Origin of the sequence: Rathayibacter sp. AY1C4, assembly GCF_002932195.1 — a bacterium.
Classification (GTDB): domain Bacteria; phylum Actinomycetota; class Actinomycetes; order Actinomycetales; family Microbacteriaceae; genus Rathayibacter.
This window is the reverse complement of the sequence record NZ_PSWE01000013.1, coordinates 16,873-37,560: the sequence shown is the minus strand read 5'-3', so window position 1 is coordinate 37,560 and position 20,688 is coordinate 16,873. Positions and strand designations below refer to the sequence as shown.

The window sequence follows — 20,688 nt, the reverse complement described above, 5'->3', positions numbered from 1 at the left end:
TGCTCCGGCGGCGCCGCCGTCCGAGGGAACCCCGAACGCTCGGGCGATCCCGACCCTCCGGAGGCGCCTCGAGCGCCCGTCACGGGGTGAAGTCGAGCAGCACCTTGCTCGAGCGCGAGGCGTCGCGGGCGAGCTCGAAGGCCTCGAGCGCGCGCTCCAGCGGCAGCACCTGCGTGACCACCGGCGCCACCGCGAGGCTCCCGTCGGCGAGCGCCGCCAGCACCTCGTCGATCTCGTCGACGAAGCGGAAGGAGCCGATCAGGCGCAGCTCCCGGGTGATCGCGAGCGAGATCAGGGCCGGCTGCTCGCCCGAGGGGAGGAGTCCCACCATCACAACGGTGCCGCCGCGGGCGGCGCCCCGGACGGCCGAGGCGAGGCCGCGCGGGCTGCCCGAGGACTCGAAGACGACGTCGGCCGCGACCTCGGCGATCGCGTCGGCGTCGGTCGCGCGGATCGTCCGGGTCGCGCCGACCGCGCGGGCGATCGCGAGGGGCTCCTCGGCCAGGTCGACCGCGACGATCTCGGCCGCCCCCGCCCGCTTCAGCACAGCGACGATCAGTGCTCCGATCGGGCCGCTGCCGATCACCAGCGCGCGCCGTCCCGACACCTCCCCCGCGCGGGACACCGCGTGCCAGGCGACGCTCGCCGGCTCCGCGAGCGCCGCCTCCCGGGGCCCGAGACCGGCGGGCAGCTCGCGGAGCATGCGCGCCGGCAGCACCGCGTGGCGGGCGAACGCGCCCTGGGTGTGCGGAATCCGCGCGGCGCTGCCCAGGTAGGTGCCCTCGGTCGCGAGGTTGGGGCGCCCGTCGGGCCACTCGCCGCGAGCGGTCGCGGGGTGCACGGCGACGGCCGCGCCGACAGGGGGTCCGGAGCCGTCCGCCGCTGCCTCGACGACCGTGCCGACCACCTCGTGGCCGAGCGTCAGCGGCTCGCGGAGGATCGACTCGCCCGCGGCGCCGTGCGTCCAGTAGTGCAGATCGGAGCCGCAGTTCCCGCCGTACGCGACGGCGACGAGGGCCTCGCCGGGGCCGCGCGGCGCGAGTGGCGCCTCCTCGACGCGGAGGTCGCCGGCGGCGTGGACGACGACGCGGGTGGTGGAGGCGGGGACGAGCGCGGTCATGCGGGTTCCGTTCGGTGGGTCGAGGGGTGGCTCAGACGACGACGGTCATGCCGCCGTCGATGAAGACGACCTGCCCGTTGACGTAGTCCGAGCCGTCGGAGGCGAGCCAGACGGCGGGGCCGATCAGGTCCTCGACGCGGCCCCAGCGCGCGGCGGGCGTGCGGCCGAGGATCTAGCTGTCGAACGCCTCGTCGTCGACGAGGCCCTGCGTCATCTCGGTGTGGATGTAGCCCGGAGCGATCGCGTTGACCTGGATGCCGTGCTGCGCCCACTCCGCCGTCATCGCGCGGGTGAGGTTGCGGATCCCGCCCTTCGAGGCGGTGTAGGGCGCGATCGTCGGCCGCGCGAGATCGGCCTGCACCGAGGCGACGTTGACGATCTTCCCGGCGCCGCGCGGGATCATCCGCTTCGCCGCCGCCCGGCCGACCACGAAGGCGCTGGTGAGGTTCGTGCGCAGCACCCGCTCCCAGTCGGCGACCTCGAGCTCGAGCAGGGGCACGCGGTGCTGGACGCCGGCGTTGTTGACCAGGATGCGCAACGGACCCACCGCCTCCTCGATCCAGGCGACGCCCGCCCCGGCGGCCGCGTCGTCGGTGACGTCGGCGGGGAGCGCTCGCGCGCGGAGGCCGGGCCGAGACGTCCCGCTGCGCGCCGGGACGCCGGCGAGGGGCGGTGTCTCGGCGCGGGGCGGTGTCTCGGCACTGACGGGCAGCGGGAAGCCGGCGCCTCACCGCTGCCGGGCGCGTGAGCACGGCAGCTCGGCGGAGAGGCGCCGCGCGAGAGCAGCCTCCGCGCGTCGGCGCAAGGGCCCCCGCTCCGGGCGTCCCCGACCTAGCGTCGGAGGATCGGCATCATCGAGCGAAGGAGCACGACATGGCATCAGGAGTCGCAACGGTCTGGGTCCCCGTCACGGACATGGAGCGGGCGGTCGCGTTCTACCGCGACACGCTCGGCCTCGAGGTCAAGGACACCTCGGACGACTGGTCGGAGCTGGACGCCGGCGGGCTGATGATCGGCCTGAACGCCCGCGAGTCGGCCACGGTCGCGGAGCAGGGCGGGGCGGTCATCTCGTTCCAGCCCGAGGGCTCGATCGAGGACGAGCTGGAGCGCCTCACGGCGCGGGGCGCGTCGATCGAGGGCGAGATCAGCGACCACGAGTGGGGCCGCATCCTCCCCTTCAAGGACTCGGAGGGCAACGACCTCCAGTTCTACTCGCCGCCGCAGAGCTGAGCGGAGGGCCGCCGTCGAGGCGGCCGCGACGAGCGGCGGGCGGGCCGGAGCCGGAGGGCTGCGGTCCGCCCGCCGCTGTGCGTCGCGCGGGCGGTCGTTCCCCGCGCAGGTGCATCGCCCGGCCGGTCCGGTCCTCGGATCGTCTCTCCGCCGCACGTGAGGCCCTCCTCCCAGCCAGGCTCCGCACCTGAGGTTCTAGAATCAGCTGTCCGCCGCATCTGCGGAGCCCAAATCCGGAGGTCCCCGTGCGTCGTCGACTGCTCCCCCTCGTCCCGGCCGCTGCCGCGCTCCTCCTGCTCGCGGGCTGCTCCGCTCCGTCGACCCCCGCCGGCGATGCGGCCACCGGCGGCGCGACGTCCTCGGCCGGAGGCTCCCTCACGGTCTTCGCCGCCGCCTCGCTGAAGGGCGCGTTCACCGAGCTCGCCACGGGGTTCGAGGCCGCCGAGCCTGGAGCCGAGGTCGAGCTCTCCTTCGCCGGCTCCTCCGACCTCGCGACGCAGATCGTCAACGGCGCCCCGGCCGACGTCTTCGCCTCCGCCGACGAGCGCACGATGTCCACCGTCGCCGAGGCCGGGCTCGTCGACGGGGACCTGGTCGACATCGCCACGAACACGCTCGAGATCGCCGTGCCCCCCGGCAACCCGGCACAGGTCGCCTCGCTCGCCGACCTCGCCCGGCCCGGGACCGCCACCGTCGTCTGCGCGCCGCAGGTGCCGTGCGGAGCAGCGGCCGCCGCCGTCGAGCAGGCCGCCGGGGTCGACATCTCCCCCGTGAGCGAGGAGTCGTCGGTCACCGACGTGCTCGGCAAGGTGTCCTCGGGCGAGGCGGACGCCGGGCTCGTCTACGCGACCGACGTCCGCGGGGCCGCGGGCTCGGTCACCGGCATCCACTTCGCCGAGGCCTCGGAGGCGGTGAACACGTACCCGATCGCGGCGCTGACCGGAGCGGGCGACCCGGCCACGGCGGCGGCCTTCGTCGCGTACGTCGCCTCCGACGCCGGGCGCGCGGTGCTCGCGGCGGCCGGGTTCGGAGCACCGTGAGAGGCGTCGCGGCGTCGGAGGAGGCCTGCAGGGCGGTCGGCAGGTCGGTCATAGGAGGGTCGTAGGACGGTCATCGGAGGCGCAGAGCCCCGGCCGCAAGGGTTGCTCGCGACGGACACCACGACCGACGAGGAGCACGACCATGACCCGCATCCCGGAGCCCCGCAGCACGCCCGACGGACCGGCCTACGAGGGCCGCCGGCTCGACCGCCCCGAGGAGGAGGTGGTCGACCAGGGCCTCCCGTTCGACGTGGGGACCCTCTTCTCGCGGCGCGGCGTGCTGACGCTGGTCGGCGCGGGGGCGGCGACCCTCGGGCTCGCAGCATGCGCCACCGGAGGATCGGGATCCGCCTCCTCCGCCGCCGCGACCGCCACCGCGACTCCCACCGCGACCGCCACGGCCGGGGCCGGCACCGCGGTCGCCGGCGAGATCCCCGACGAGACGGCCGGCCCCTACCCGGGCGACGGCTCGAACGGGGTCGACGTCCTCGAGCGCTCCGGGATCGTCCGCAGCGACCTGCGCACAAGCATCGGCGGCGGCGCGACGGCCGACGGGGTCCCCCTGGCGCTCACTCTGACGATCCTCGACGCGGCGAGCGGGGGCGTGCCGTTCGCCGGAGCCGCCGTGTACGTCTGGCACTGCGACGCGCACGGGGACTACTCGATGTACTCCCGCGGCGTCGAGGACGAGACGTACCTCCGCGGCGTGCAGGTCGCCGACGCGTCGGGCGTCGTCTCCTTCGCCTCGATCGTCCCGGCCTGCTACTCCGGCCGCTGGCCGCACATCCACTTCGAGGTGTACCCGGGAGCGGACTCGATCACCGACGCGTCGAACGCGATCGCGACCTCGCAGATCGCCCTGCAGGAGGAGGCGTGCACCGCGGTCTACGCCCTCGAGTCGTATGCGGGCTCGGCCGCGAACCTCGCCCGGGTCGGCCTGGAATCCGACTCCGTCTTCGGCGACGACGGCGGAGCCCTGCAGCTCGCGACGATGTCCGGCAGCCCGGCGTCCGGCTACTCCGCGGCACTCACGGCGAGCGTCGACACCCGCACCGCGCCGACCGCGGGCGCCGCGCCCCGCAGCCGCTGACCCCCGTCCTCCTCCGCGGAACGCGGCTCCGGTCCGCGACACGCCGACGGAGGCGTACCGGAGCGGCCTCTCGCGAGAGGGGAACGGGCGTCAGCGCAGGAGGCGGCGGGCGAGCGCCACGGCGCCGAGGGCCGCGAGGACCCAGGGACCGCCGACGAGCAGCGGGTCGAGGATCTGGTGGCGCACGTCGGACCGGCCACGGCGCGAGGCGATCGGGTGCGCGTGCGCCTCGGCCAGCACACCGGTCTCGGTGATCGGATCGTCCGGCCGTGTCGTGAGCAGCGAGCGGAGGTGCGCCCCGGTCGACTCCACCCGGTCGCCCAGCACGAGCAGCAGCCAGTGCGCGTGGCGCCCCTCGCTGAACCGGTCGTAGGCGTAGCGGCGGATCGCGCCCGAGATCCCGTGGAGGGGCTGCGCCGTGCCGAAGACGGCGGGCAGCTCGAGGTGCTCGATGCTCTTCTCGCGACGGCCGTGCGTCCGCATCCTCTCCGGGCGCTCCCAGTGCGCGCCCGACACGAGGTCGCTGCGCTCGCGGGGGAACGCGGGCCGGTCGGCGGGATCGAGGTCGGCGCCCCAGCCCGGGATGCGGGCGCGCAGCTCCTCGGCGGTCGGCACGCGGACGGGGCGGTCGGCGGTGTACGGCACGGGATCCTCCTACGGGACGACGACGGTCTTGATGCAGCCGTCGAGCTTGGACGAGAACAGGTGGTACCCCTCGGCGATGTGCTCGAGCGGGATGCGGTGCGTGATCAGGTCGCTGGGCGTGATGTGCCCGGCACGGATGTGCTCGAACAGGCGCGGCCACTGGCGGGTGACGGGGGCCTGGTTCATCCGCAGCGTGAGGCCCTTGTTGACGGCGTCGCCGAACTTGACGGCGCTCGCGAGCGGACCGTAGGCGCCCATCACCGAGACGGTGCCGCCCTTGCGGACGCCGTCGATCGCCCAGTTGAGCGCGATCGGCGAGCCGCCCTGCAGCTTGAGCTTGGCGCCGGTGACGTGCTGGAGGAGGTTCCCGTCGGCCTCCGCGCCGACCGCGTCGATCACGACGTCGGCGCCGAGCCCGCCGGTGGTCTTCTTGAGGGTGACGACGAGATCGTCCTCCTCGGTGTAGTCGATGGTCTCGGCGAAGGCGAAGTCGCGGGCCTTGGCGAGGCGGTAGTCGATCTGGTCGACGACGATGACGCGGCCGGCGCCCATCAGCCAGGCGGAGCGCGCGGCGGCCAGGCCGACCGGTCCGGCTCCGAGCACCACGACCGTGTCGCCCTCGACGATGTCGCCGAGCTGCGCGCCGAAGTAGCCGGTCGAGAAGGCGTCGGTGAGCATCAGGGCGTCCTCGTGCGGCAGCCACTCGGGGATCTTCGTCGGGCCCACGTCGGCGAACGGGACGCGCACGTACTCCGCCTGCCCGCCGTCGTAGCCGCCCGCCGAGTGCGAGTAGCCGTAGATGCCGCCGATCGCGGTGGCGTTCGGATTCACGTTGTGGCAGTTGGAGTAGAGGCCGCGGGAGCAGAACCAGCAGGAGCCGCAGTAGATGGTGAAGGGGACCATCACCGTGTCGCCGACGCTGAGGTTCTCCACCGACGAGCCGACCTCGTCGACCACGCCGATGAACTCGTGGCCGAAGGTGTGGCCGATCCGGGTGTCCGGGAGCAGCCCGTGGTAGAGGTGCAGATCGGATCCGCAGATCGCCGCCATCGTCACCCGGACGATCGCGTCGTTCGGGTGCTCGATCCTCGGCCGGTCCTTCTCCTCCACGCGGACCTTGTAGGGGCCCCGGTAGACCATCGCGCGCATGCCGCCTCCTGTGTCGTCGTCCCTTCAGCGTGCGTCGTGCTCCCGCCGGTCCTCCAGGGGGTTGCGCGCGCGGCCCGGGATCCCCAGCGCCCGTTCCTCCGCGTTCCTCTCCTCCCTCTCCACAAGATGCCGTGCGGGTACGCGGCGCGCCGGAGGAGGCGCACCGCGGCGGCGCCTCGTGGAGAGGAGAGGGACACGGCACAGGCTCAGCCGCGGACGTAGGATCGACTCCATGCCGCAGATACGGATCAGGGACGCCGCCGCCGCGCTCGGCGTGAGCGACGACACGCTGCGGCGCTGGATCGAGAACGGGACGCTCGAGAGCGCGAAGGACGCGTCCGGGAGACGCGTCGTCGACGGCCTCGAGGTCGCCCGGCTCGCCCGCGCGAACGCCGTGCTGCCGGAGGATCCGTCCCCGGTCGCGCGCTCGGCCCGCAACCGCTTCGTCGGGATCGTCACCGGCATCGTGATGGACACCGTGATGGCGCAGGTCGAGCTGCAGTGCGGTCCGCACCGCGTGGTCTCGCTGATGAGCAGCGAGGCGGTCCGCGAGCTCGGGCTCGAGCCCGGGTCTCCCGCGGTGGCGGTGGTCAAGGCGACCACGGTCATCGTCGAGACGCCGCTCGCCCGCGGCTGATGCGCACCGGGTCCGGCCTGCCGCGCTGGGTCGTGGCCGTCGCCGCGCTCGGCGCCCTGCTGGTGCTGCTCCCGCTCGCCGCGATCCTCGCCCGCGTCGACTGGCCGCAGTTCCTGCCGCTGATCACCTCCGACTCCTCCGTCGCCGCGCTCCTGCTGAGCCTGCGCACCTCCGCCGTCGCGACCCTGCTGTGCCTGCTGCTCGGCACCCCGATGGCCCTCGTGCTCGCCCGCACGGCCTTCCCCGGCCAGCGCCTGCTCCGCTCGCTGGTGCTGCTGCCGCTGGTGCTCCCGCCGGTGGTCGGCGGGCTGGCGCTGCTCTTCACCTTCGGGCGGATGGGCCTGCTCGGCGGCGCGCTGGAGGCCCTCGGCGTCCGCATCGCGTTCTCGACCACCGCCGTCGTGATCGCGCAGACCTTCGTGGCCCTGCCGTTCCTGGTGCTGACGCTCGAGGGCGCGCTGCGCAGCGCCGGCGCGCGGTACGAGTCGGTCGCCGCGACGCTCGGCGCCTCCCCCGGTACGGTGCTCCGGCGGATCACGCTGCCGCTGATCCTGCCGGGCCTCGCCTCGGGCGCGATCCTCTCGTTCGCGCGGGCGCTCGGCGAGTTCGGAGCGACGCTGACCTTCGCCGGCAGCCTCGAGGGCACGACGCGCACCCTCCCGCTCGAGATCTACCTGCAGCGCGAGAGCGATCCGGACGCGGCGGTCGCCCTCGCGCTGGTGCTCGTGGTGGTCGCGGTGCTCGTGATCGGTCTCGCGCACGGCCGCTCAGCCCGGGGGGTGCCGCGGTGAGCCTGCTGCTGGAGGCGCGGCTCGCGGCGCGCGGGATCGACGTGCGGATCGACGTGGCCGAGGGCGAGACGATCGCGCTGCTCGGGCCCAACGGCGCGGGGAAGTCGACCGTGCTCGAGCTGATCGCCGGCCTCGTCCGCGCCGACTCCGGGCGGGCGACCGCCGGCGGCGCGCTGCTCTTCGACGACCGCCGCTGGACTCCTCCGCACCGCCGCCCCGTCGCCCTGCTGGCGCAGGACCCGCTGCTGTTCCCGCACCTCAGCGTGCGCGAGAACGCGGCGTTCGGTCCGCGCAGCGCCGGCGCCGGACGGGCGCGGTCCCTCGAGCGGGCCGAGCGCGAGCTGGCCGCCGCGGGCGTGGCCGACCTGGCCGACCGGCGCCCGGGGAGTCTCTCCGGCGGCCAGGCTCAGCGGGTCGCACTCGCCCGGGCCCTCGCGACCGACCCGCGCCTCCTGCTGCTCGACGAGCCGCTGGCCGCGGTCGACGCCCGGACCGCCCCGGTCCTCCGCCGGATGCTCCGCGAGGTGCTCGCCGACCGCTCGGCGATCGTGGTCACCCACGACGTGCTCGACGCCTGGACCCTCGCCGACCGGGTTCTGGTGCTGCACGGCGGCCGTGTGGTGGAGGAGGGGCCGACCGCCCGGGTCCTCACGCGCCCGCGCACCGCGTTCACCGCCGAGCTCGCCGGGCTCGAGCTGCTCGACGGCGTCCGCACCGCGACGGGTCTGCGCACCGCCGGCGGGCACGAGCTGTCCGGAGTCGCGGCCGAGCCGGTCGCGGTCGGTGCCGCGGTGCTCGCCGCGGTCCGTCCCTCCGCCGTCTCCGTCGGAGGGGGAGGCCTCCGCGCCGTGATCACCGATGTGGAGCAGCGGGGAGACGCGGTGCGGGTGCGCAGCGCGCTCCTGACCGCCGACGTCCCGGCGGCCGACGCAGCACGCCTCGACCTCGCGCCCGGCCGCGAGGCAGGCTTCACCGTCGCTCCGGAGGATCTGCTGGTCTACCCGGCGTGAGGGGCGGGCACGAGGAGACGGCTCGCCATCCGGTGTGAATCCGTCCCTCGGACCGCCCTGTGCTCGACGCGAGGGACGGCACGAGCGCCCGACCCGCTACTCCGTCCGTCCGCCGTCCCCGCCGGGCGCCGCGTCGGACAGCGGGAGCCGCGCCCTCAGCCGCGCCCCCGCGAGCACGGGCGAGTCCGAGAGCTCCAGCGAGCCCCCGTAGACCGCGAGCTGCCGCTCCAGCCGCGCCAGGCCCGAGCGCGTCGACCCCTCGACGAGTCCGCGGCCGTCGTCGTCGAGGGTGAGCACCACGACGCCCGCCTCCTCGTCGCCGCGCACCCGCAGCGAGGAGGCGCCGCCGTGCTTCAGCGCGTTGGTGACCGCCTCCTCCAGGAGCCGGACCAGGAGCATCCGCTGGTCGAGCGGCGCCTCGGCGCCCTCGGCGGCGAGCGCCGGGATGCGGCCGAGGTCGAGGTCGACGGCGATCTCGGGAGGGAGTCGCGCGACGAGGTCGCGGACGGCGGGGACCAGGCCGTGGTCGATCTCGACCGGGTAGAGGGCGTGGCCGACCGCGCGCACCTCGTCCTCGCGGAGCCGGTCGAGCCGGGCGGCGATGGCGAGCAGCCGCTCCGAGGCCGCCTCGTCGGATGCGCTCGCGACCGCGTGCAGCTCGGCGGTCAGCACCACCAGTCCGTTCTGGAGGCCGCCGTGCAGGCTCTGCGCGACGTCGCGCCGCACCCGCAGCTCCTCCCGCTGCAGGGCCTGCACCGCCTCGAGCGCTTGCACGGAGGCGCGGGCGTGCTCCCGCTCCTTCTCGCGAACCCGCCGCGCCGCGCGCACGAGCAGGTAGCCGTAGGCCGTGATCAGCGCGATCACCGTGGATCCGACGACCAGCTCGACCGCGAGAGCGGGGAGGGCCGAGAGCGGGTAGACGCCGGTCAGCACCTGGAGGCAGCAGCGGACGAGTCCCATCCCCACGGCGATGATCGCCGTTCGGGCCACCCGGCCGCCGCCGGTCGAGCGCTCGGGACGCAGCACCGCGACCAGGGCGATCGCGAGCCCGATCGTCGACACGTTGACCAGGACGCGCGTCGTCACGTCGAGCAGCGGCCCCGGATCGACGCTCCGCAGCGTCCGCGACAGCATCCCGAGCGCGAAGACGGCCTGGAGCGCGGCCAGCAGCGAGAGGACGCCGCCGAGGAGGGCCATCGCTCCGAGGACGATGCGGTTGTCCTCGCGCGTGTCGCTCGGGCCGGCGCTCATCCGGTGTGCTCGAGGAAGAGGAGCGTCGCGTCGACCCGCGGGTTGCGCTCGCCGTCCGAGCGGACGCCGAGGGACGCGTAGACGGCGTTGACGTGGTTGTCGACCGAGCGGACCGCGATGCCGAGGCGCTCGCCGATCGCGGCGTTGGTCAGCCCCGATGCGAGACCCGAGAGCACCTCGTACTGGCGCTGGCTCAGCGCGGCGACCGGGGAGTCTCGGCGGGCGGCGCGGGCGGCGACCAGCGCCGGATCGAGCACGGTGCGGCCGTCCGCCGTCGCGCGGACGGAGGCGAGCAGGGCGGGGGCGGAGAGCAGGACGATGCCCAGTCCGGGCGCGGTGGACCGCAGCCGGCGCCCGAGCTCGATGCCGTCCCCGTCGCCGAGCTCGATGTCGAGGATCGCCACGTCGAGCTCCGCGGGCCGCAGCACCGACCGCGCCTCCGTGGCGGATCCGGCCTCCACGACGCTCCGCACGCCCGGCACCGCGCGCAGCAGCGAGGACAGCATGTGCCGGTAGAGGGGCTGGTCGTCGACGACGGCCAGCCTGAGCTCCGGAACGCCCCCCACGGATGTCATCCGCCCATCTTCACCCATGCTCCGGAGGTCGAGGCGTCCCTCGACCGGGGGTCACCGCGCGAGGATCCGCGTCGGCTCGCGGGCGGCGGCGGGCGCCTGCCCCGTGAGCGGGGGGATCAGGAGTGACGGGGCGGGGTCGATGAGGCGGGTGCGGAGGGGCGTGGGGTGGGCTCCGGGAAGGGCGGTGAGGAGCAGAGCCGCACGCCGCTCCGGTTCGCCCGCCGCGCCGCGTCGGAGTGCCCACCGCGCCGCTCAAGACAGCCGGACGCCCGTCAGGGCGAGGCCCGCGGCGGCCGCCGCGACGGCGAGCGCAGCCGTGCCGACGCCGTACCCCAGGCCGGCCCGGCGAGCGTCGCGACCGGCACGACGCCCAACGGGGGAAGTGCGGCGCCGATCGCGGCGCGGGCAGCCGTGCCGACGGCTCCGCCCGCCGCGACGAGGAGGATCGCGGAGGGGCGCAGGTGGAGGGGTCGCGTCACTCCGCGAGGTCCCAGGGCGCCGGGCGCGACGGGTCGCGGTCGGCGCGCGGGACGACGAGCACGGGGCGGTGCTGGCGGTGCGCGAGGTGGGCGGCGACGCTCCCGCTGAGGAACTCGGCGATGCTCGCGAGCACGCCCGCGTCGCGGGTGCCGACCACGATCATCCGCGCGTCGACCTCCTCGGCGACCTCGGCGAGCGCCAGGGCGGGCTCGCCCCGCGCCGCGCGCAGCGACCACTGCACGGTGCTGCCGTCCAGCTCGTGCTCGACCGTCTCGCGGAGCCCGGGCGGGAGGGACGGGCCCTCGCCGCGGTCGGCCGCGGCGCCGACGAAGCCGAGCGGGATGCCGCCGGTCATCGGATCGACGTACTCGCCGACGAGGTACGGATCGGCCGAGACCGACACGAGCAGCAGGGCGGCTCCGGCGTCGGCGGCGACGCGGGCGGCGGTGCGCAGGACCTCGGGTCGCTGGCCGTCGACGATGCCGACGAGGACGGGCCCGGTGGGGGTGGGTGCGGTCATGAGGAGCTCCTTCCCGGTTGCGCCCCATCCTGGCACCGCACGGGCGCGAGCGGTCGGAGCATCCGTGCCGGATCCGTCGTGATCGTTCCGTCATGCGCGGGCCTCGGGCTAGAGTGGCTCGTCGCCGGATCCCCACCGGCCCCCGACCCCCCGTCACCACCGTCATCCGAGGAGAACGCACGCGTGTCGAAGCCAGGCATTCCCACCCCTGAGGAGAGTGCCGGCACCCCGACCACTGCACCCCCGACCCGGCGCGAGGCCCGCGAGGCCGAGCGCCGTGCGGCCCGGGCCGAGGCGGAGACGGGCGCGGCGACCGCCGGTGCCGCGGTCGAGGGCAGCGGATCGGACAACTCGCCCGCTTCCGCAGGCGCTGGCGACTCCGCGGACTTCATCGTCGACGCCGCATCGGCCGTGGCGCCCGCTCCGACCGTGTCGGTCGAGGTCCCCGCCGTCGCCTCCCCCGCCTCCCGGTCGATCCCGGCCTCTCCGCGTCGCGCGTCCGCCTCCCGCCCCGTCGCTCCCCGCGTCGCCGAATCCGCCCGGGCCCGTGGCCTCAGCCGCCGCGCCCTGGCCTTCGGGACGTTCTCGGTGGTCGGCGGCCTCTTCGCCACGGCCGCGATCCCCGCGTACGGCGCCCGCAGCTCCTCCGCCACCGCGACCGGCCGCGCTGCCGCGAACCGGGTCGGCCTCCAGAACCTCACCGTCTCCTCCGACGCCGCCGGCCAGACCGCCGTCCGCGACGCCTTCGCCGCACCGACCCAGGCGCAGCTCGACGAGGCCAGCCGCCAGGCGGCCGTGCTCTCCGGATCCAACGGCGGCGAGTTCTCGACCGTGCAGACCCGCGCGGTCGGCGACGACTACCCGTGGCCCTACGAGACCATCGACGACGACGGCGGCGGACTCTCGCCCCTCGGCTACTACTACCGCGAGTGCGTCGACTTCGTGGCCTGGCGCCTCAACCGTGACGCCGGCCGCACCTCCGCGCCGTGGAAGTACACGTGGGGCAACATCACCCCGCTCGGCGGCAGCGCCTACGAGTGGCCGGACAACTGGGCCGCGAAGGGCTGGGCGACCAGCAGCGTCCCGATCGTCGGCTGCGTCGCGTGGTGGACCTACAACCACGTCTCCTACGTGCAGAAGGTCAACGACGACGGCACCGTGCTCCTCGAGGAGTACAACTACGGCGGCAAGCACAGCTACGTGACCCGCACCTTCCCCACCGCGCAGGTCCCGCTCTTCCTGTACCCGCCGGTCCTGTAGGGGGCCTGTCCCCGTCGCGCGTCGGCGGGCGGTGTGTCGCGATCCGTCCCCAGCGCACGCCGACGGGCGAGGGGGTGCGATCGCGCGTCAGGCGAGCGCGGCGAGGAGGATCGCGAAGGCGGCCGTCGTCGGATCGACGAGCGCCATGTGGTCGGCGGCGGCGAGCTCGTGCAGCTGCACGGCGGGGTGCCGGTCGGCGTATCGGCGGCTGTAGGCGACAGGGACGTCCTCGTCGAGTACGCCGTGGATCAGCGTGATCGGCTGCGGCGGCGCGGGCAGCTGCGCGGGGTCGGCGCCCGGAAGCAGCGCGAGGTCGCCGCCGAGGAGCTCCCCCACGGCGTCGTCGCTGAGGCGGTCGGCGGAGGCGGCGGCCAGGTCGAGCACGCCCGCCAGTGCCACCACAGCGGCGACGTGCGGCGACGGACGGGCGGCCTGCGACCAGACGGCGAGGTGGCCGCCGGCGGAGTGGCCGACGAGGGCGACCGGTCCGGCGCCGGGCAGCAGTGCCGGGAGCGCCGCGAGCACGGCCAGGACGTCGTCGCCGGTGCCCGGCCAGCCGCCTCCCGGGTCGCCCGTGCGCCGGTACTCGGGGAGGAGCACGTCGTGCCCGCGGTCGGCCAGTGCCGCCGCGAGCGGCCGGGCGTGCCGCCGGTCCCACCGCGCCCGCCAGAACCCGCCGTGCACGAGCACGACCGGCCGGCGCGCCTCGCCGGGCGCCCCGCGGAAGACGTCCGCGATCTGCTCCGGAGCCTCCCCGTACCGGCGCACCTCGTCCGGCTCGCGCCCCTCCGACTGCTGCATCCCCCCAGTACCTCCCCGCGAGACGCCACGTCGGTGCGCCCGGCACGGCGTGTCGCGTACCGGAGCCGCATCCCGCTGAGACGGAGGCACGGGAGCGCCCGCGTCAGGCCTCGAACCAGCCCCGGGGGTGGTGGTCGGCCGTGAGGGGCGTGCGCGGCCGGGTCGGGCGGGCCCAGCGGACGGCGTTCGCCAGCACGCGCCGGATGTCCGGGTGGTGGTAGACGGGGTAGTCCTGGTCGCCGGGCGAGAAGTAGAAGACCTTCCCGAGGCCGCGGGTGTAGGTCACGCCGGAGCGGAACACCTCGCCGCCGGTGAACGTCGACAGGAACACCGTCTCCTCCGGCACCGGGATGTCGAAGTACTCGCCGTACATCTCCTGCTCGGGGATGATCAGCGGGCTGGGCACGCCCTCGGCGATCGGATGGGTGGGCGCGATCGTCCACACCAGCTCGCGGTCGCGGTCGTTGCGCCACTTCAGCGAGCAGGTCGTGCCCATGAGCGCCTTGAAGATCGACGAGTAGTGGCCCGAGTGCAGGACCAGGATCCCCATCCCCTCCTGCACGTGCCGCAGGACCCGCTGGACGACCTCGTCCGACACCTCCTCGTGCGCGATGTGCCCCCACCACAGCAGCACGTCCGTCGTCGCGAGCGCCTCCTCGGTGAGCCCGTGCTCGGGCTCGGGGAGCGTCGCGGTGCGCACCGAGACGGCGTCGCCGAGCGACTCCGCGAGCCCGTCCGCGATGACGCGATGGATGCCGTCCGGGTAGTGGCGCAGCACGGTCTCGTCGCCGCGGGTCTCGTGGCGGAACTCGTTCCAGACGAGGACCTCGATCGGGGCGCTCATGCGACCGCCACCTCCTTCTTCTCGGCCGCGGAGCGGTAGATCGCGTCGACCACCCGGCTGCGGTGCAGCGCGTACTCGCCGTAGTGGCCGGAGTAGCGGGGGCCGCCCGCGGGGGCGTCGGCTCCCGAGGCGATGGCCTCCAGGAACTCGGCGATGACCGAGCGGTGGTGTCCGGCGGGGACCTTCACGTCGGGGTGCGAGACGGTCGGCGCTCCGGCGACCTCGGAGTAGAGCGTCAGAGTCCCCTCCGTGGCGTAGTCGGCGATGTGGAGGCGCGCGCCCCCGGCCGAGCCGAGCAGCTCGACCTCGATGTCCTCGTCGACCTTCGAGTAGCTGGCCCAGGAGGCGTCGAGCTGGAGCGAGCGGCCGTTGTCGAGGCGCAGCAGGGCGCTCGAGAAGTCCTCCACCTCGAACGCGTGCGTGCCGGTGGCGGCGACGCCGTGCGGGCGCCCTCCGCGGCCGGAGCGGCCGATCTCGCCGTACGCGACCGCCGAGACGCTGGTCACGCGCGGCTCGTCGAGCAGGTGCAGCGCGATGTCGAGCACGTGGGAGCCGAGGTCGATCAGCGGGCCGCCGCCGGCGAGCTCCTTGCTGGTGAACCAGGAGCCGATGCCGGGGATGCCGGTGCGCCGCTGCCAGCTCGCGCGGGCGTGGTAGACGTCGCCGAGCGGCGCGTCGTCGAGGTAGTCGCGGAGGAAGGCGACGTCGGCGCGGCGGCGGTGGTTGTAGGCGATCTCGAGCACGCGGTCGTTCGCGCGGGCGGCCTCGACCATCTCGGCCGCCAGCTCGGCGGTGGTGGCGAGCGGCTTCTCGCAGAAGACGTGCTTGCCGCTCGCGAGCGCGGCCACGGCGATCGGGTGGTGCAGGTGGTTCGGGACTCCGATGGAGACGACGTCGAGGTCGTCGCGGGCGACGAGGTCCTCCCAGTCGGCGTACAGGTCGGGGACGCCGCGGGTCGCGCCGAGTTCGTGCAGGCGCGCCTCCTCCTGGCCGGCGAGCGCGACGACGCGGGCGCCGGGCAGGGACTGGAAGGCGTCGAGGTGGGTGGTGCCGGCGAAGCCGAGGCCGACGACCCCCACGCGCTGCTCAGTGGTGTTCTCTGTCATGCGCCGAGCCTACTCGAATCGATTCGAGCACTCCATGGGCGGTGCGGCTTCCCGGAGCATCCGGCAGGCCGGCTTCAGGCCGCGAGGCGCGCCTCGAGCGCGGCGAGCGACGCGCGCAGGGCCGGCGCCTCGAGGGCGTCGCCGTCGGCGGCGGCGTGCGCGGCGGCGAACGCCTGGACCTGGCGGTGCAGCTCGACGCGGGTCCCGCCGCGGGCGACGACCGCGAGCCGCTCGGCGAGGCGCACGCCGGCGCGGACGACGAGCGGCTGCTCCATCGCGTACGAGCGCAGCGCGAGGAACACGTCGGCCAGCAGCTCGCCCGCTCGGGGCCACGGGACGACCAGGCGGACGACTCCGTCGGCGTCGGAGTAGCGGCCGCGCGCCTCCGGCCGGCCGCAGAGGTCGACGAGCGCGCTGGTCAGGGCCTCGACGGCGCCGACTGCGGTGTACGGGTCGTTGGTGCCGGTCGCGAGCCCGCGGACTCCGATCTCGACCACCTGCTGGACGGCGTAGCGGAGGTCCTGGTGCGGGGTGCGCGCGTCGGCGACGACGACCGCGGCGACCGCCTCCTCCTGGGCGACGGACCCCTCCAGGACCTCGAGCACCGGGTCGCCGACGAGGACGTGGTCGCCGGGCAGCGCGAGCACCCGGAGCCGCGTGTCGCCGCGGCGGGCCAGGGCGACCAGCCGCTCGACCTCGAGCTGCTCGACGTAGCCCCCGCGCACCGCACACAGCACGACCGGCTCGCGCCCCGCCGGCGGCAGGGCCTCCTCCGCGAGCAGGGCCTCCTCCGCGTCCACCGGCTCCTCACCGTCCTCCGGATGCAGTCGCTCGATCACGTCGACGAGCTCGCCGAGCACCCGCTGCTGCAGCGTCGTCACCTGCACCGACAGCGCGATGTGGTGGATGAAGTAGACGAGCACCGCGACGTCGCCCACCGCGAGCAGCACCGAGAACGAGACGGCCACCACCGGCACGAACGTCAGCGACGCGTCCTCCTCGGTGTGCACCGCGCGCAGCACGATCAGCGAGTACAGGAACGTGGACGTGAGCACCGCCAGGACGACCTGGTTGCCGCGGTCGGCCATGAAGTTGCGGACCAGCCGGGGCCCGTAGGCGGAGGACGTGGTCGCCAGCACCGAGATCGTGATCGAGAACGAGGTCGCGGCGACGCCCAGCATCGTCCCGCCGATCGCCGAGAGGATCGCCCGGCCGCCGGTCGGCGACAGGTCCTCGATCAGGGGGATGTCGCTGACGCCGGCGCGGACCAGCAGATGGTCGACCTCGACCAGCCCCAGCGCCAGCCCGACGGCGAGGACGCCGAACAGGGCCGGGAGGAACCAGAAGGATTCGCGGAGGTGGAGGAGCCGGGAGCGCATCCTCGAAGGCTAGAGCGGCGCCTCCTCGCGGTCTGCGCCGCCGCGGAGGCTTGCGCGCCGGGCCGGGACGTGCCGCGGTGCCTGCCGCCAAGGCGACGTCGCGTCAGGGCCGTCCGCACTGCGGGGGCGTCGTAGCGACGGACGCCGGACGCACCGGAGGCGCCGACCCCCGGGGATCGGCGCCTCCGCAGGGCGTCAGGTGACGTTGATGAGCGTGCGCTGCCAGCCGGAGGATCCGTCGGGCGCGACCGGCGCGCGGTCCTCGATCTGGACCATGCCGTTCTTGTCGACCGCGCGGACCGCGACGTAGTGCGAGCCGGGCTGGGCGTCCCAGTCGACGAACCACTGCACCCAGGTGTCGAGGTTGACCGGGGTCGAGAGCGTCGCCTCCTGCCAGTCGCCGTTGTCGATGCTCACCTCGACCTTCTCGATGCCGATGCTCTGCGCCCAGGCCACGCCCGCGATCTTGAGAGCGCCCGAGGTGACGGGGACGCCGATCCGCGGGGTGTCGATCCGCGAGGACATCTTGATGGGGGCCTCGGCGGAGTAGCCGCGCGGGGTCCAGTAGGCCTGGTCGGCCTCGAAGGTGGTGACCTTGAGCTCGGTGAGCCACTTGGTGGCCGAGACGTAGCCGTAGAGGCCGGGCACGATCATCCGCACCGGGAAGCCGTGCTCGAACGGGAGGGGCTCGCCGTTCATGCCGACGGCGAGGATCGCGTCGAGGTTCTCGTCCGTGACCGCGGTGATCGGGGTGGACGCCGTGTAGCCGTCGCTGCTGGTGGAGAGGAGCATGTCGGCTCCGCTCTGCACGCCGGCCATCTTCAGCACGTCGCGCAGGGGGACGCCGAGCCACTTGGCGTTGCCGACGAGGTTGCCGCCGACCTGGTTCGAGACGCAGGTGAGGGTGATGCCGTACTCGTCGAGGCCCATGTCGAAGATCTGCTGGAGGTTCAGCGTCACCTCGCGGTCGACCATGCCGGTGATCTTCAGCGACCAGGCCGACGGGTCCAGGTTGGGCACGGTGAGGGCGGTGTCGACGCGGTAGAAGTCGGCGTTCGGCGTGTAGAGCGGGGTGATGCCCTCGATGTCGAGCTCGGCGCCCGCGGGGACCGAGACGGTGCTGCGCGGGGACGGCAGGCGCAGGGCGTCGCGGACACCGGCGAGGGAGGAGGTCGCCGCGTTGACCAGGCGGGCACCGGTGCCGACGACGGCCGCGCCGACGGCGGAGATCAGCGCGATGCGGAAGAAGCCGCGGCGCTCGAGGGCGCCCGGACGGGCCTCGGAGGATGTTCCCCTGGCCTCCGAGACCCGGGCCGCACGCCAGCCGCGCAGGCGCGTGAAGAGGAGGTGCATGACGACGACGGCGACGACGAGTCCGACCAGCGTGGGCACCGCAGCGAGCGGCGACGCTCCCGTGCGGGTCACGATGGCGGCGATCGAGAGGCCGCCGGCGATCACGAGCAGCACCTGGCCGAGCGGCGGGCGGACCAGCTGGAGCACTCCGGCGATCGCGGCGGCGACGACGACCGCGGCGCCCACGCTGCCGAGCAGGAAGGTCTTGTCGTTCTCGCCGAACGTCTCGATCGCGAACTCCTTGAGCGGGCGCGGGACGATGTCGACGATGAAGGCGCCGAGCGCGAGCACGGGGCTCGCGGTGCGGGCGACCGCGAGGGCGATGAGCTCGGCGACGGCGAGGAGGACTCCGCCCGTGACGATGCCCGCGAGGGCGGCGAGCAGGAAGTAGAGAGCTCGATGCTCGCGGACGGGTGCCGCTGTCTGGTTCATGGAGGAGAGTTTTCTCCCGCGACCTGCCGTTTCCCAGGGTGTCCCTGGTTTGGTCGTGTAGGCGCCTTTTTCATAACGAACAGGTAACGCACAGCGGCGGCATCTCGACGGGATCACCTCTCGCTCGGCCCGCCGCCGGGCCTCACCGCCCGCGACGCCCCCGCCGGAGGACCGCCGCGTTCGCGATGACGATGAGGGCGATGCCGATCCATCCGGCCGCGCCGACGTCCTGCCCGAGCACGACCGCGCCGATGAGGGCGGCCAGGACGGGGTTGACGCTCATGAGCGTCCCGAACACGCTCGCCGGGAGCCTCCGGAGCGCGATCACGTCGGCCACGAACGGGACGGCCGTCGCCAGGACGCCGGCGCCGACCGCCAGGAGCACGGTGCCCGCGTCGGGGCGCGTCGAGACGAGCGTCCAGACGGCGACGGGCAGGAAGACGGCGGCGGAGATCCCGGTCGCCGTGGCGGTCCCCTGCGCTCCGGGCAGCCGGAGTCCGATGATCCGGTTGAGCAGGATGTACGCGGCCCAGCAGCACGCGGCCGCGAGACCGAGCGCGTTCCCCAGCTGGTCGGACGAGGGCCTCGGCCCGGCGATCGCGAGGACGCCCGCTCCGGCGACGAGGGCGCAGAGCGCGCTGGTCCTGCTCCGGGAGCCGAGGAGCGCGACCGCCAGCGGCCCGCAGAACTCCAGGGTCACCGCCAGCCCCAGCCCGATGCGGTCGATGGCCGCGTAGAGCGTGAGGTTCATCGCTCCGAACACCACGGCGAGGAGCAGGACGGGCCACCACTGCGCGCGGGTCAGGTCGCGGATCCGCGGCCGCACGACCGGGAGGAGGATCAGCGCGGCGACGATCTGCCGGACGGCGACCACTCCGACGGATCCCAGGACCGGGAAGGCCAGAGTCCCGGAGGCCGCCCCGAGCTGATTCGAGAGGGCGCTCGCGAGGGCGGTCGCGACGCCGACGGTCCGTCCGTCGCCGGGGAGCTGCTTCGTCATGCCGGAAGTCTGCGAGCCGTCCGGCCCCGGCTCACAATGCATCACCGGTCCGATCGATGCGGGAACCGCATGAATAGGATGCGGTCATGGATCTGGAACTGCGCCACCTCCGGTCGTTCGTCGGCGTCGTCGACGCCGGGACCTTCACCGACGCGGGGATCGACCTCGGCATCTCCCAGACGGCGGTCTCCCGCAACGTCGCGGCGCTCGAGTCCGTCCTCGGACGAAGGCTCCTCCACCGGACGACCCGCAGCGTCGAGCTCGCGCCGGCGGGCGAGCGGGTGCTGCGGCACGCCCGCCGCGTCCTGGCCGTCGTCGACGATCTGCGCGAGGAGGCGGCGGCCGGAACGGACACGATCCGGATCGGCTACGCCTGGTCGGCTCTCGGCGAGCACACCCAGGAGTTCCAGCGCCGCTGGGCCGCGGCGCTCCCCCGCCACGAGCTGCGGCTGATCCGCTCCAACACCCCCACCGCGGGGCTCGCGGAGGGCCTCAGCGACCTCGCGATCCTCCGGCGCGGATCTCCGGCTGCGGACGTCGAGTCGGCTCTGATCGGCACCGAGAAGCGCTACTGCGCCCTGTCCGTCGACGACCCGCTCGCCGCGAAGCGCACGGTCACGCTCGCCCAGGTGGCGACCGCTCCGCTCGCGCTCGACGACCGGACCGGGAGCACCCGGCTCGACCTCTGGCCCGAGCACGACCGGCCGCGGATCACCGTCCCGACGACCGACGTCGACGACTGGCTCACGGTGATCAGCAGCGGCTCCGCCCGCGGAGTGACCGCGGAATCGACGGTGAGCCAGTACCGACGGCAGGGCCTCGCCTACCGGGTCGTCCGCGACGCCCCGCCGGTCCCCGTGCACGCCGCGTGGATCCGGAGCGACCCGCCGCCCGTCCTGGGCGACGTCATCGGGCTGCTCCAGGGCCTCTACCGCACCTCCGACTGACGACGACGGCCGCCGGGGGCGATCCCCG

At 74.5% G+C, this 20,688-nt stretch carries 21 protein-coding genes and 1 pseudogene; 8 read left to right on the top strand and 14 right to left on the bottom strand.

The annotated features are described in order from the left end of the window. Positions 1-79: 79 nt before the first annotated feature. Positions 80-1,120, bottom strand: a complete 1,041-nt coding sequence (locus tag C5C99_RS08510; RefSeq protein WP_104339927.1) for an L-idonate 5-dehydrogenase — start codon at positions 1,118-1,120, stop codon at positions 80-82. Between the two features lie 31 nt (positions 1,121-1,151). Next, a pseudogene (locus C5C99_RS08505) lies at positions 1,152-1,832 on the bottom strand (SDR family oxidoreductase). Positions 1,833-1,993: 161 nt separating this feature from the next. Between C5C99_RS08505 and C5C99_RS08500 the strand changes: the two are divergent. The 3 genes from C5C99_RS08500 to C5C99_RS08490 all read left to right on the top strand — a co-directional run bounded on the left by C5C99_RS08500 (position 1,994) and on the right by C5C99_RS08490 (position 4,480). Then, positions 1,994-2,350, top strand: a complete 357-nt coding sequence (locus C5C99_RS08500; RefSeq protein ID WP_104226592.1) for a VOC family protein — start codon at positions 1,994-1,996, stop codon at positions 2,348-2,350. A gap of 245 nt (positions 2,351-2,595) precedes the next feature. Beyond that, a complete protein-coding gene (gene modA / locus C5C99_RS08495) occupies positions 2,596-3,390 on the top strand; it encodes a molybdate ABC transporter substrate-binding protein (RefSeq protein ID WP_104339926.1) in 795 nt (264 codons plus the stop codon). Between the two features lie 142 nt (positions 3,391-3,532). After that, positions 3,533-4,480 carry an intradiol ring-cleavage dioxygenase gene (locus C5C99_RS08490; RefSeq protein WP_104339925.1) on the top strand — a complete coding sequence of 316 codons (948 nt, stop codon included), beginning with the start codon at positions 3,533-3,535 and terminating at the stop codon, positions 4,478-4,480. Positions 4,481-4,570: 90 nt separating this feature from the next. Here C5C99_RS08490 and C5C99_RS08485 read toward each other — a convergent pair whose 3' ends face one another. Together C5C99_RS08485 and C5C99_RS08480 are read right to left on the bottom strand one after the other, a co-directional pair. Beyond that, complete coding sequence (locus tag C5C99_RS08485; protein WP_104339924.1) at positions 4,571-5,125, bottom strand: hypothetical protein; 555 nt, start codon at positions 5,123-5,125, stop codon at positions 4,571-4,573. 9 nt (positions 5,126-5,134) lie between these two features. Next, entirely contained in the window at positions 5,135-6,274 is a 1,140-nt protein-coding gene (locus C5C99_RS08480) for a zinc-dependent alcohol dehydrogenase (protein ID WP_104339923.1), read from the bottom strand. A gap of 232 nt (positions 6,275-6,506) precedes the next feature. On the opposite strand from C5C99_RS08480, the gene C5C99_RS08475 reads away from it, so the two are divergent. From C5C99_RS08475 to C5C99_RS08465, 3 genes are read left to right on the top strand one after another with little or no spacing between them, the layout of a single operon-like run. Further along, the gene (locus C5C99_RS08475) at positions 6,507-6,911 is read left to right on the top strand and encodes a molybdopterin-binding protein (protein ID WP_104222447.1); all 405 of its coding nucleotides are present in this window, start codon (positions 6,507-6,509) and stop codon (positions 6,909-6,911) included. Further along, positions 6,911-7,702 carry an ABC transporter permease gene (locus C5C99_RS08470; RefSeq protein WP_104222446.1) on the top strand — a complete coding sequence of 264 codons (792 nt, stop codon included), beginning with the start codon at positions 6,911-6,913 and terminating at the stop codon, positions 7,700-7,702. The genes C5C99_RS08475 and C5C99_RS08470 overlap by 1 nt, the downstream gene beginning before the upstream one ends. After that, positions 7,699-8,712, top strand: a complete 1,014-nt coding sequence (locus tag C5C99_RS08465; RefSeq protein WP_104247671.1) for a sulfate/molybdate ABC transporter ATP-binding protein — start codon at positions 7,699-7,701, stop codon at positions 8,710-8,712. The genes C5C99_RS08470 and C5C99_RS08465 overlap by 4 nt, the downstream gene beginning before the upstream one ends. Positions 8,713-8,808: 96 nt before the next feature. On the opposite strand, the gene C5C99_RS08460 is transcribed toward C5C99_RS08465, so the two are convergent. From C5C99_RS08460 to C5C99_RS08450, 4 genes are all read right to left on the bottom strand, one after another. Then, the gene (locus tag C5C99_RS08460) at positions 8,809-9,963 is read right to left on the bottom strand and encodes a sensor histidine kinase (protein WP_104339922.1); all 1,155 of its coding nucleotides are present in this window, start codon (positions 9,961-9,963) and stop codon (positions 8,809-8,811) included. Next, a complete protein-coding gene (locus C5C99_RS08455; RefSeq protein WP_104339921.1) occupies positions 9,960-10,538 on the bottom strand; it encodes a response regulator transcription factor in 579 nt (192 codons plus the stop codon). Before C5C99_RS08455 ends, C5C99_RS08460 begins: the two co-directional genes overlap by 4 nt. Before the next feature lie 272 nt (positions 10,539-10,810). After that, a complete protein-coding gene (locus tag C5C99_RS16745) occupies positions 10,811-11,017 on the bottom strand; it encodes a hypothetical protein (RefSeq protein ID WP_104247674.1) in 207 nt (68 codons plus the stop codon). Next, positions 11,014-11,538 (bottom strand): universal stress protein, encoded by a 525-nt coding sequence (locus tag C5C99_RS08450; protein ID WP_104239244.1) that lies wholly within the window; start codon positions 11,536-11,538, stop codon positions 11,014-11,016. Before C5C99_RS08450 ends, C5C99_RS16745 begins: the two co-directional genes overlap by 4 nt. A 183-nt stretch (positions 11,539-11,721) precedes the next feature. On the opposite strand from C5C99_RS08450, the gene C5C99_RS08445 reads away from it, so the two are divergent. Then, positions 11,722-12,798 (top strand): CHAP domain-containing protein, encoded by a 1,077-nt coding sequence (locus C5C99_RS08445; protein ID WP_104337430.1) that lies wholly within the window; start codon positions 11,722-11,724, stop codon positions 12,796-12,798. 87 nt (positions 12,799-12,885) lie between these two features. Here C5C99_RS08445 and C5C99_RS08440 read toward each other — a convergent pair whose 3' ends face one another. The 6 genes from C5C99_RS08440 to C5C99_RS08415 all read right to left on the bottom strand — a co-directional run bounded on the left by C5C99_RS08440 (position 12,886) and on the right by C5C99_RS08415 (position 19,713). After that, entirely contained in the window at positions 12,886-13,599 is a 714-nt protein-coding gene (locus C5C99_RS08440) for an alpha/beta hydrolase (protein WP_104263522.1), read from the bottom strand. A 103-nt stretch (positions 13,600-13,702) separates the two neighbouring features. Further along, positions 13,703-14,443: a ThuA domain-containing protein gene (locus C5C99_RS08435; RefSeq protein WP_104315719.1), complete on the bottom strand. Its 741-nt coding sequence runs from the start codon at positions 14,441-14,443 to the stop codon at positions 13,703-13,705. Then, entirely contained in the window at positions 14,440-15,549 is a 1,110-nt protein-coding gene (locus C5C99_RS08430) for a Gfo/Idh/MocA family protein (RefSeq protein ID WP_104339920.1), read from the bottom strand. The genes C5C99_RS08435 and C5C99_RS08430 overlap by 4 nt, the downstream gene beginning before the upstream one ends. Before the next feature lie 74 nt (positions 15,550-15,623). Continuing rightward, complete coding sequence (locus C5C99_RS08425; protein ID WP_104260644.1) at positions 15,624-16,928, bottom strand: DUF2254 domain-containing protein; 1,305 nt, start codon at positions 16,926-16,928, stop codon at positions 15,624-15,626. 195 nt (positions 16,929-17,123) lie between these two features. Continuing rightward, positions 17,124-18,713, bottom strand: coding sequence for a molybdopterin-dependent oxidoreductase (locus C5C99_RS08420; RefSeq protein WP_104324825.1), 1,590 nt, complete (start codon positions 18,711-18,713; stop codon positions 17,124-17,126). Between the two features lie 142 nt (positions 18,714-18,855). Further along, on the bottom strand, positions 18,856-19,713 hold the full coding sequence (locus C5C99_RS08415) for a DMT family transporter (protein WP_104339919.1): 858 nt from the start codon (positions 19,711-19,713) through the stop codon (positions 18,856-18,858). Between the two features lie 86 nt (positions 19,714-19,799). Here C5C99_RS08415 and C5C99_RS08410 point away from each other — a divergent pair, with 86 nt between their 5' ends. Continuing rightward, complete coding sequence (locus tag C5C99_RS08410; protein ID WP_104339918.1) at positions 19,800-20,660, top strand: LysR family transcriptional regulator; 861 nt, start codon at positions 19,800-19,802, stop codon at positions 20,658-20,660. Positions 20,661-20,688: the final 28 nt, after the last annotated feature.

Excerpts from the sequence above, each read along its gene's own strand:
- C5C99_RS08510 (WP_104339927.1), bottom strand. The coding sequence starts at position 1,120 with ATGACCGCGCTCGTCCCCGCCTCCACCACCCGCGTCGTCGTCCACGCC.
- C5C99_RS08500 (WP_104226592.1), top strand. The coding sequence starts at position 1,994 with ATGGCATCAGGAGTCGCAACGGTCTGGGTCCCCGTCACGGACATGGAG.
- C5C99_RS08490 (WP_104339925.1), top strand. The coding sequence starts at position 3,533 with ATGACCCGCATCCCGGAGCCCCGCAGCACGCCCGACGGACCGGCCTAC.
- C5C99_RS08480 (WP_104339923.1), bottom strand. The coding sequence starts at position 6,274 with ATGCGCGCGATGGTCTACCGGGGCCCCTACAAGGTCCGCGTGGAGGAG.
- C5C99_RS08475 (WP_104222447.1), top strand. The coding sequence starts at position 6,507 with ATGCCGCAGATACGGATCAGGGACGCCGCCGCCGCGCTCGGCGTGAGC.
- C5C99_RS08470 (WP_104222446.1), top strand. The coding sequence starts at position 6,911 with ATGCGCACCGGGTCCGGCCTGCCGCGCTGGGTCGTGGCCGTCGCCGCG.
- C5C99_RS08460 (WP_104339922.1), bottom strand. The coding sequence starts at position 9,963 with ATGAGCGCCGGCCCGAGCGACACGCGCGAGGACAACCGCATCGTCCTC.
- C5C99_RS08455 (WP_104339921.1), bottom strand. The coding sequence starts at position 10,538 with ATGACATCCGTGGGGGGCGTTCCGGAGCTCAGGCTGGCCGTCGTCGAC.
- C5C99_RS08450 (WP_104239244.1), bottom strand. The coding sequence starts at position 11,538 with ATGACCGCACCCACCCCCACCGGGCCCGTCCTCGTCGGCATCGTCGAC.
- C5C99_RS08440 (WP_104263522.1), bottom strand. The coding sequence starts at position 13,599 with ATGCAGCAGTCGGAGGGGCGCGAGCCGGACGAGGTGCGCCGGTACGGG.
- C5C99_RS08435 (WP_104315719.1), bottom strand. The coding sequence starts at position 14,443 with ATGAGCGCCCCGATCGAGGTCCTCGTCTGGAACGAGTTCCGCCACGAG.
- C5C99_RS08430 (WP_104339920.1), bottom strand. The coding sequence starts at position 15,549 with ATGACAGAGAACACCACTGAGCAGCGCGTGGGGGTCGTCGGCCTCGGC.
- C5C99_RS08425 (WP_104260644.1), bottom strand. The coding sequence starts at position 16,928 with ATGCGCTCCCGGCTCCTCCACCTCCGCGAATCCTTCTGGTTCCTCCCG.
- C5C99_RS08420 (WP_104324825.1), bottom strand. The coding sequence starts at position 18,713 with ATGAACCAGACAGCGGCACCCGTCCGCGAGCATCGAGCTCTCTACTTC.
- C5C99_RS08415 (WP_104339919.1), bottom strand. The coding sequence starts at position 19,713 with ATGACGAAGCAGCTCCCCGGCGACGGACGGACCGTCGGCGTCGCGACC.
- C5C99_RS08410 (WP_104339918.1), top strand. The coding sequence starts at position 19,800 with ATGGATCTGGAACTGCGCCACCTCCGGTCGTTCGTCGGCGTCGTCGAC.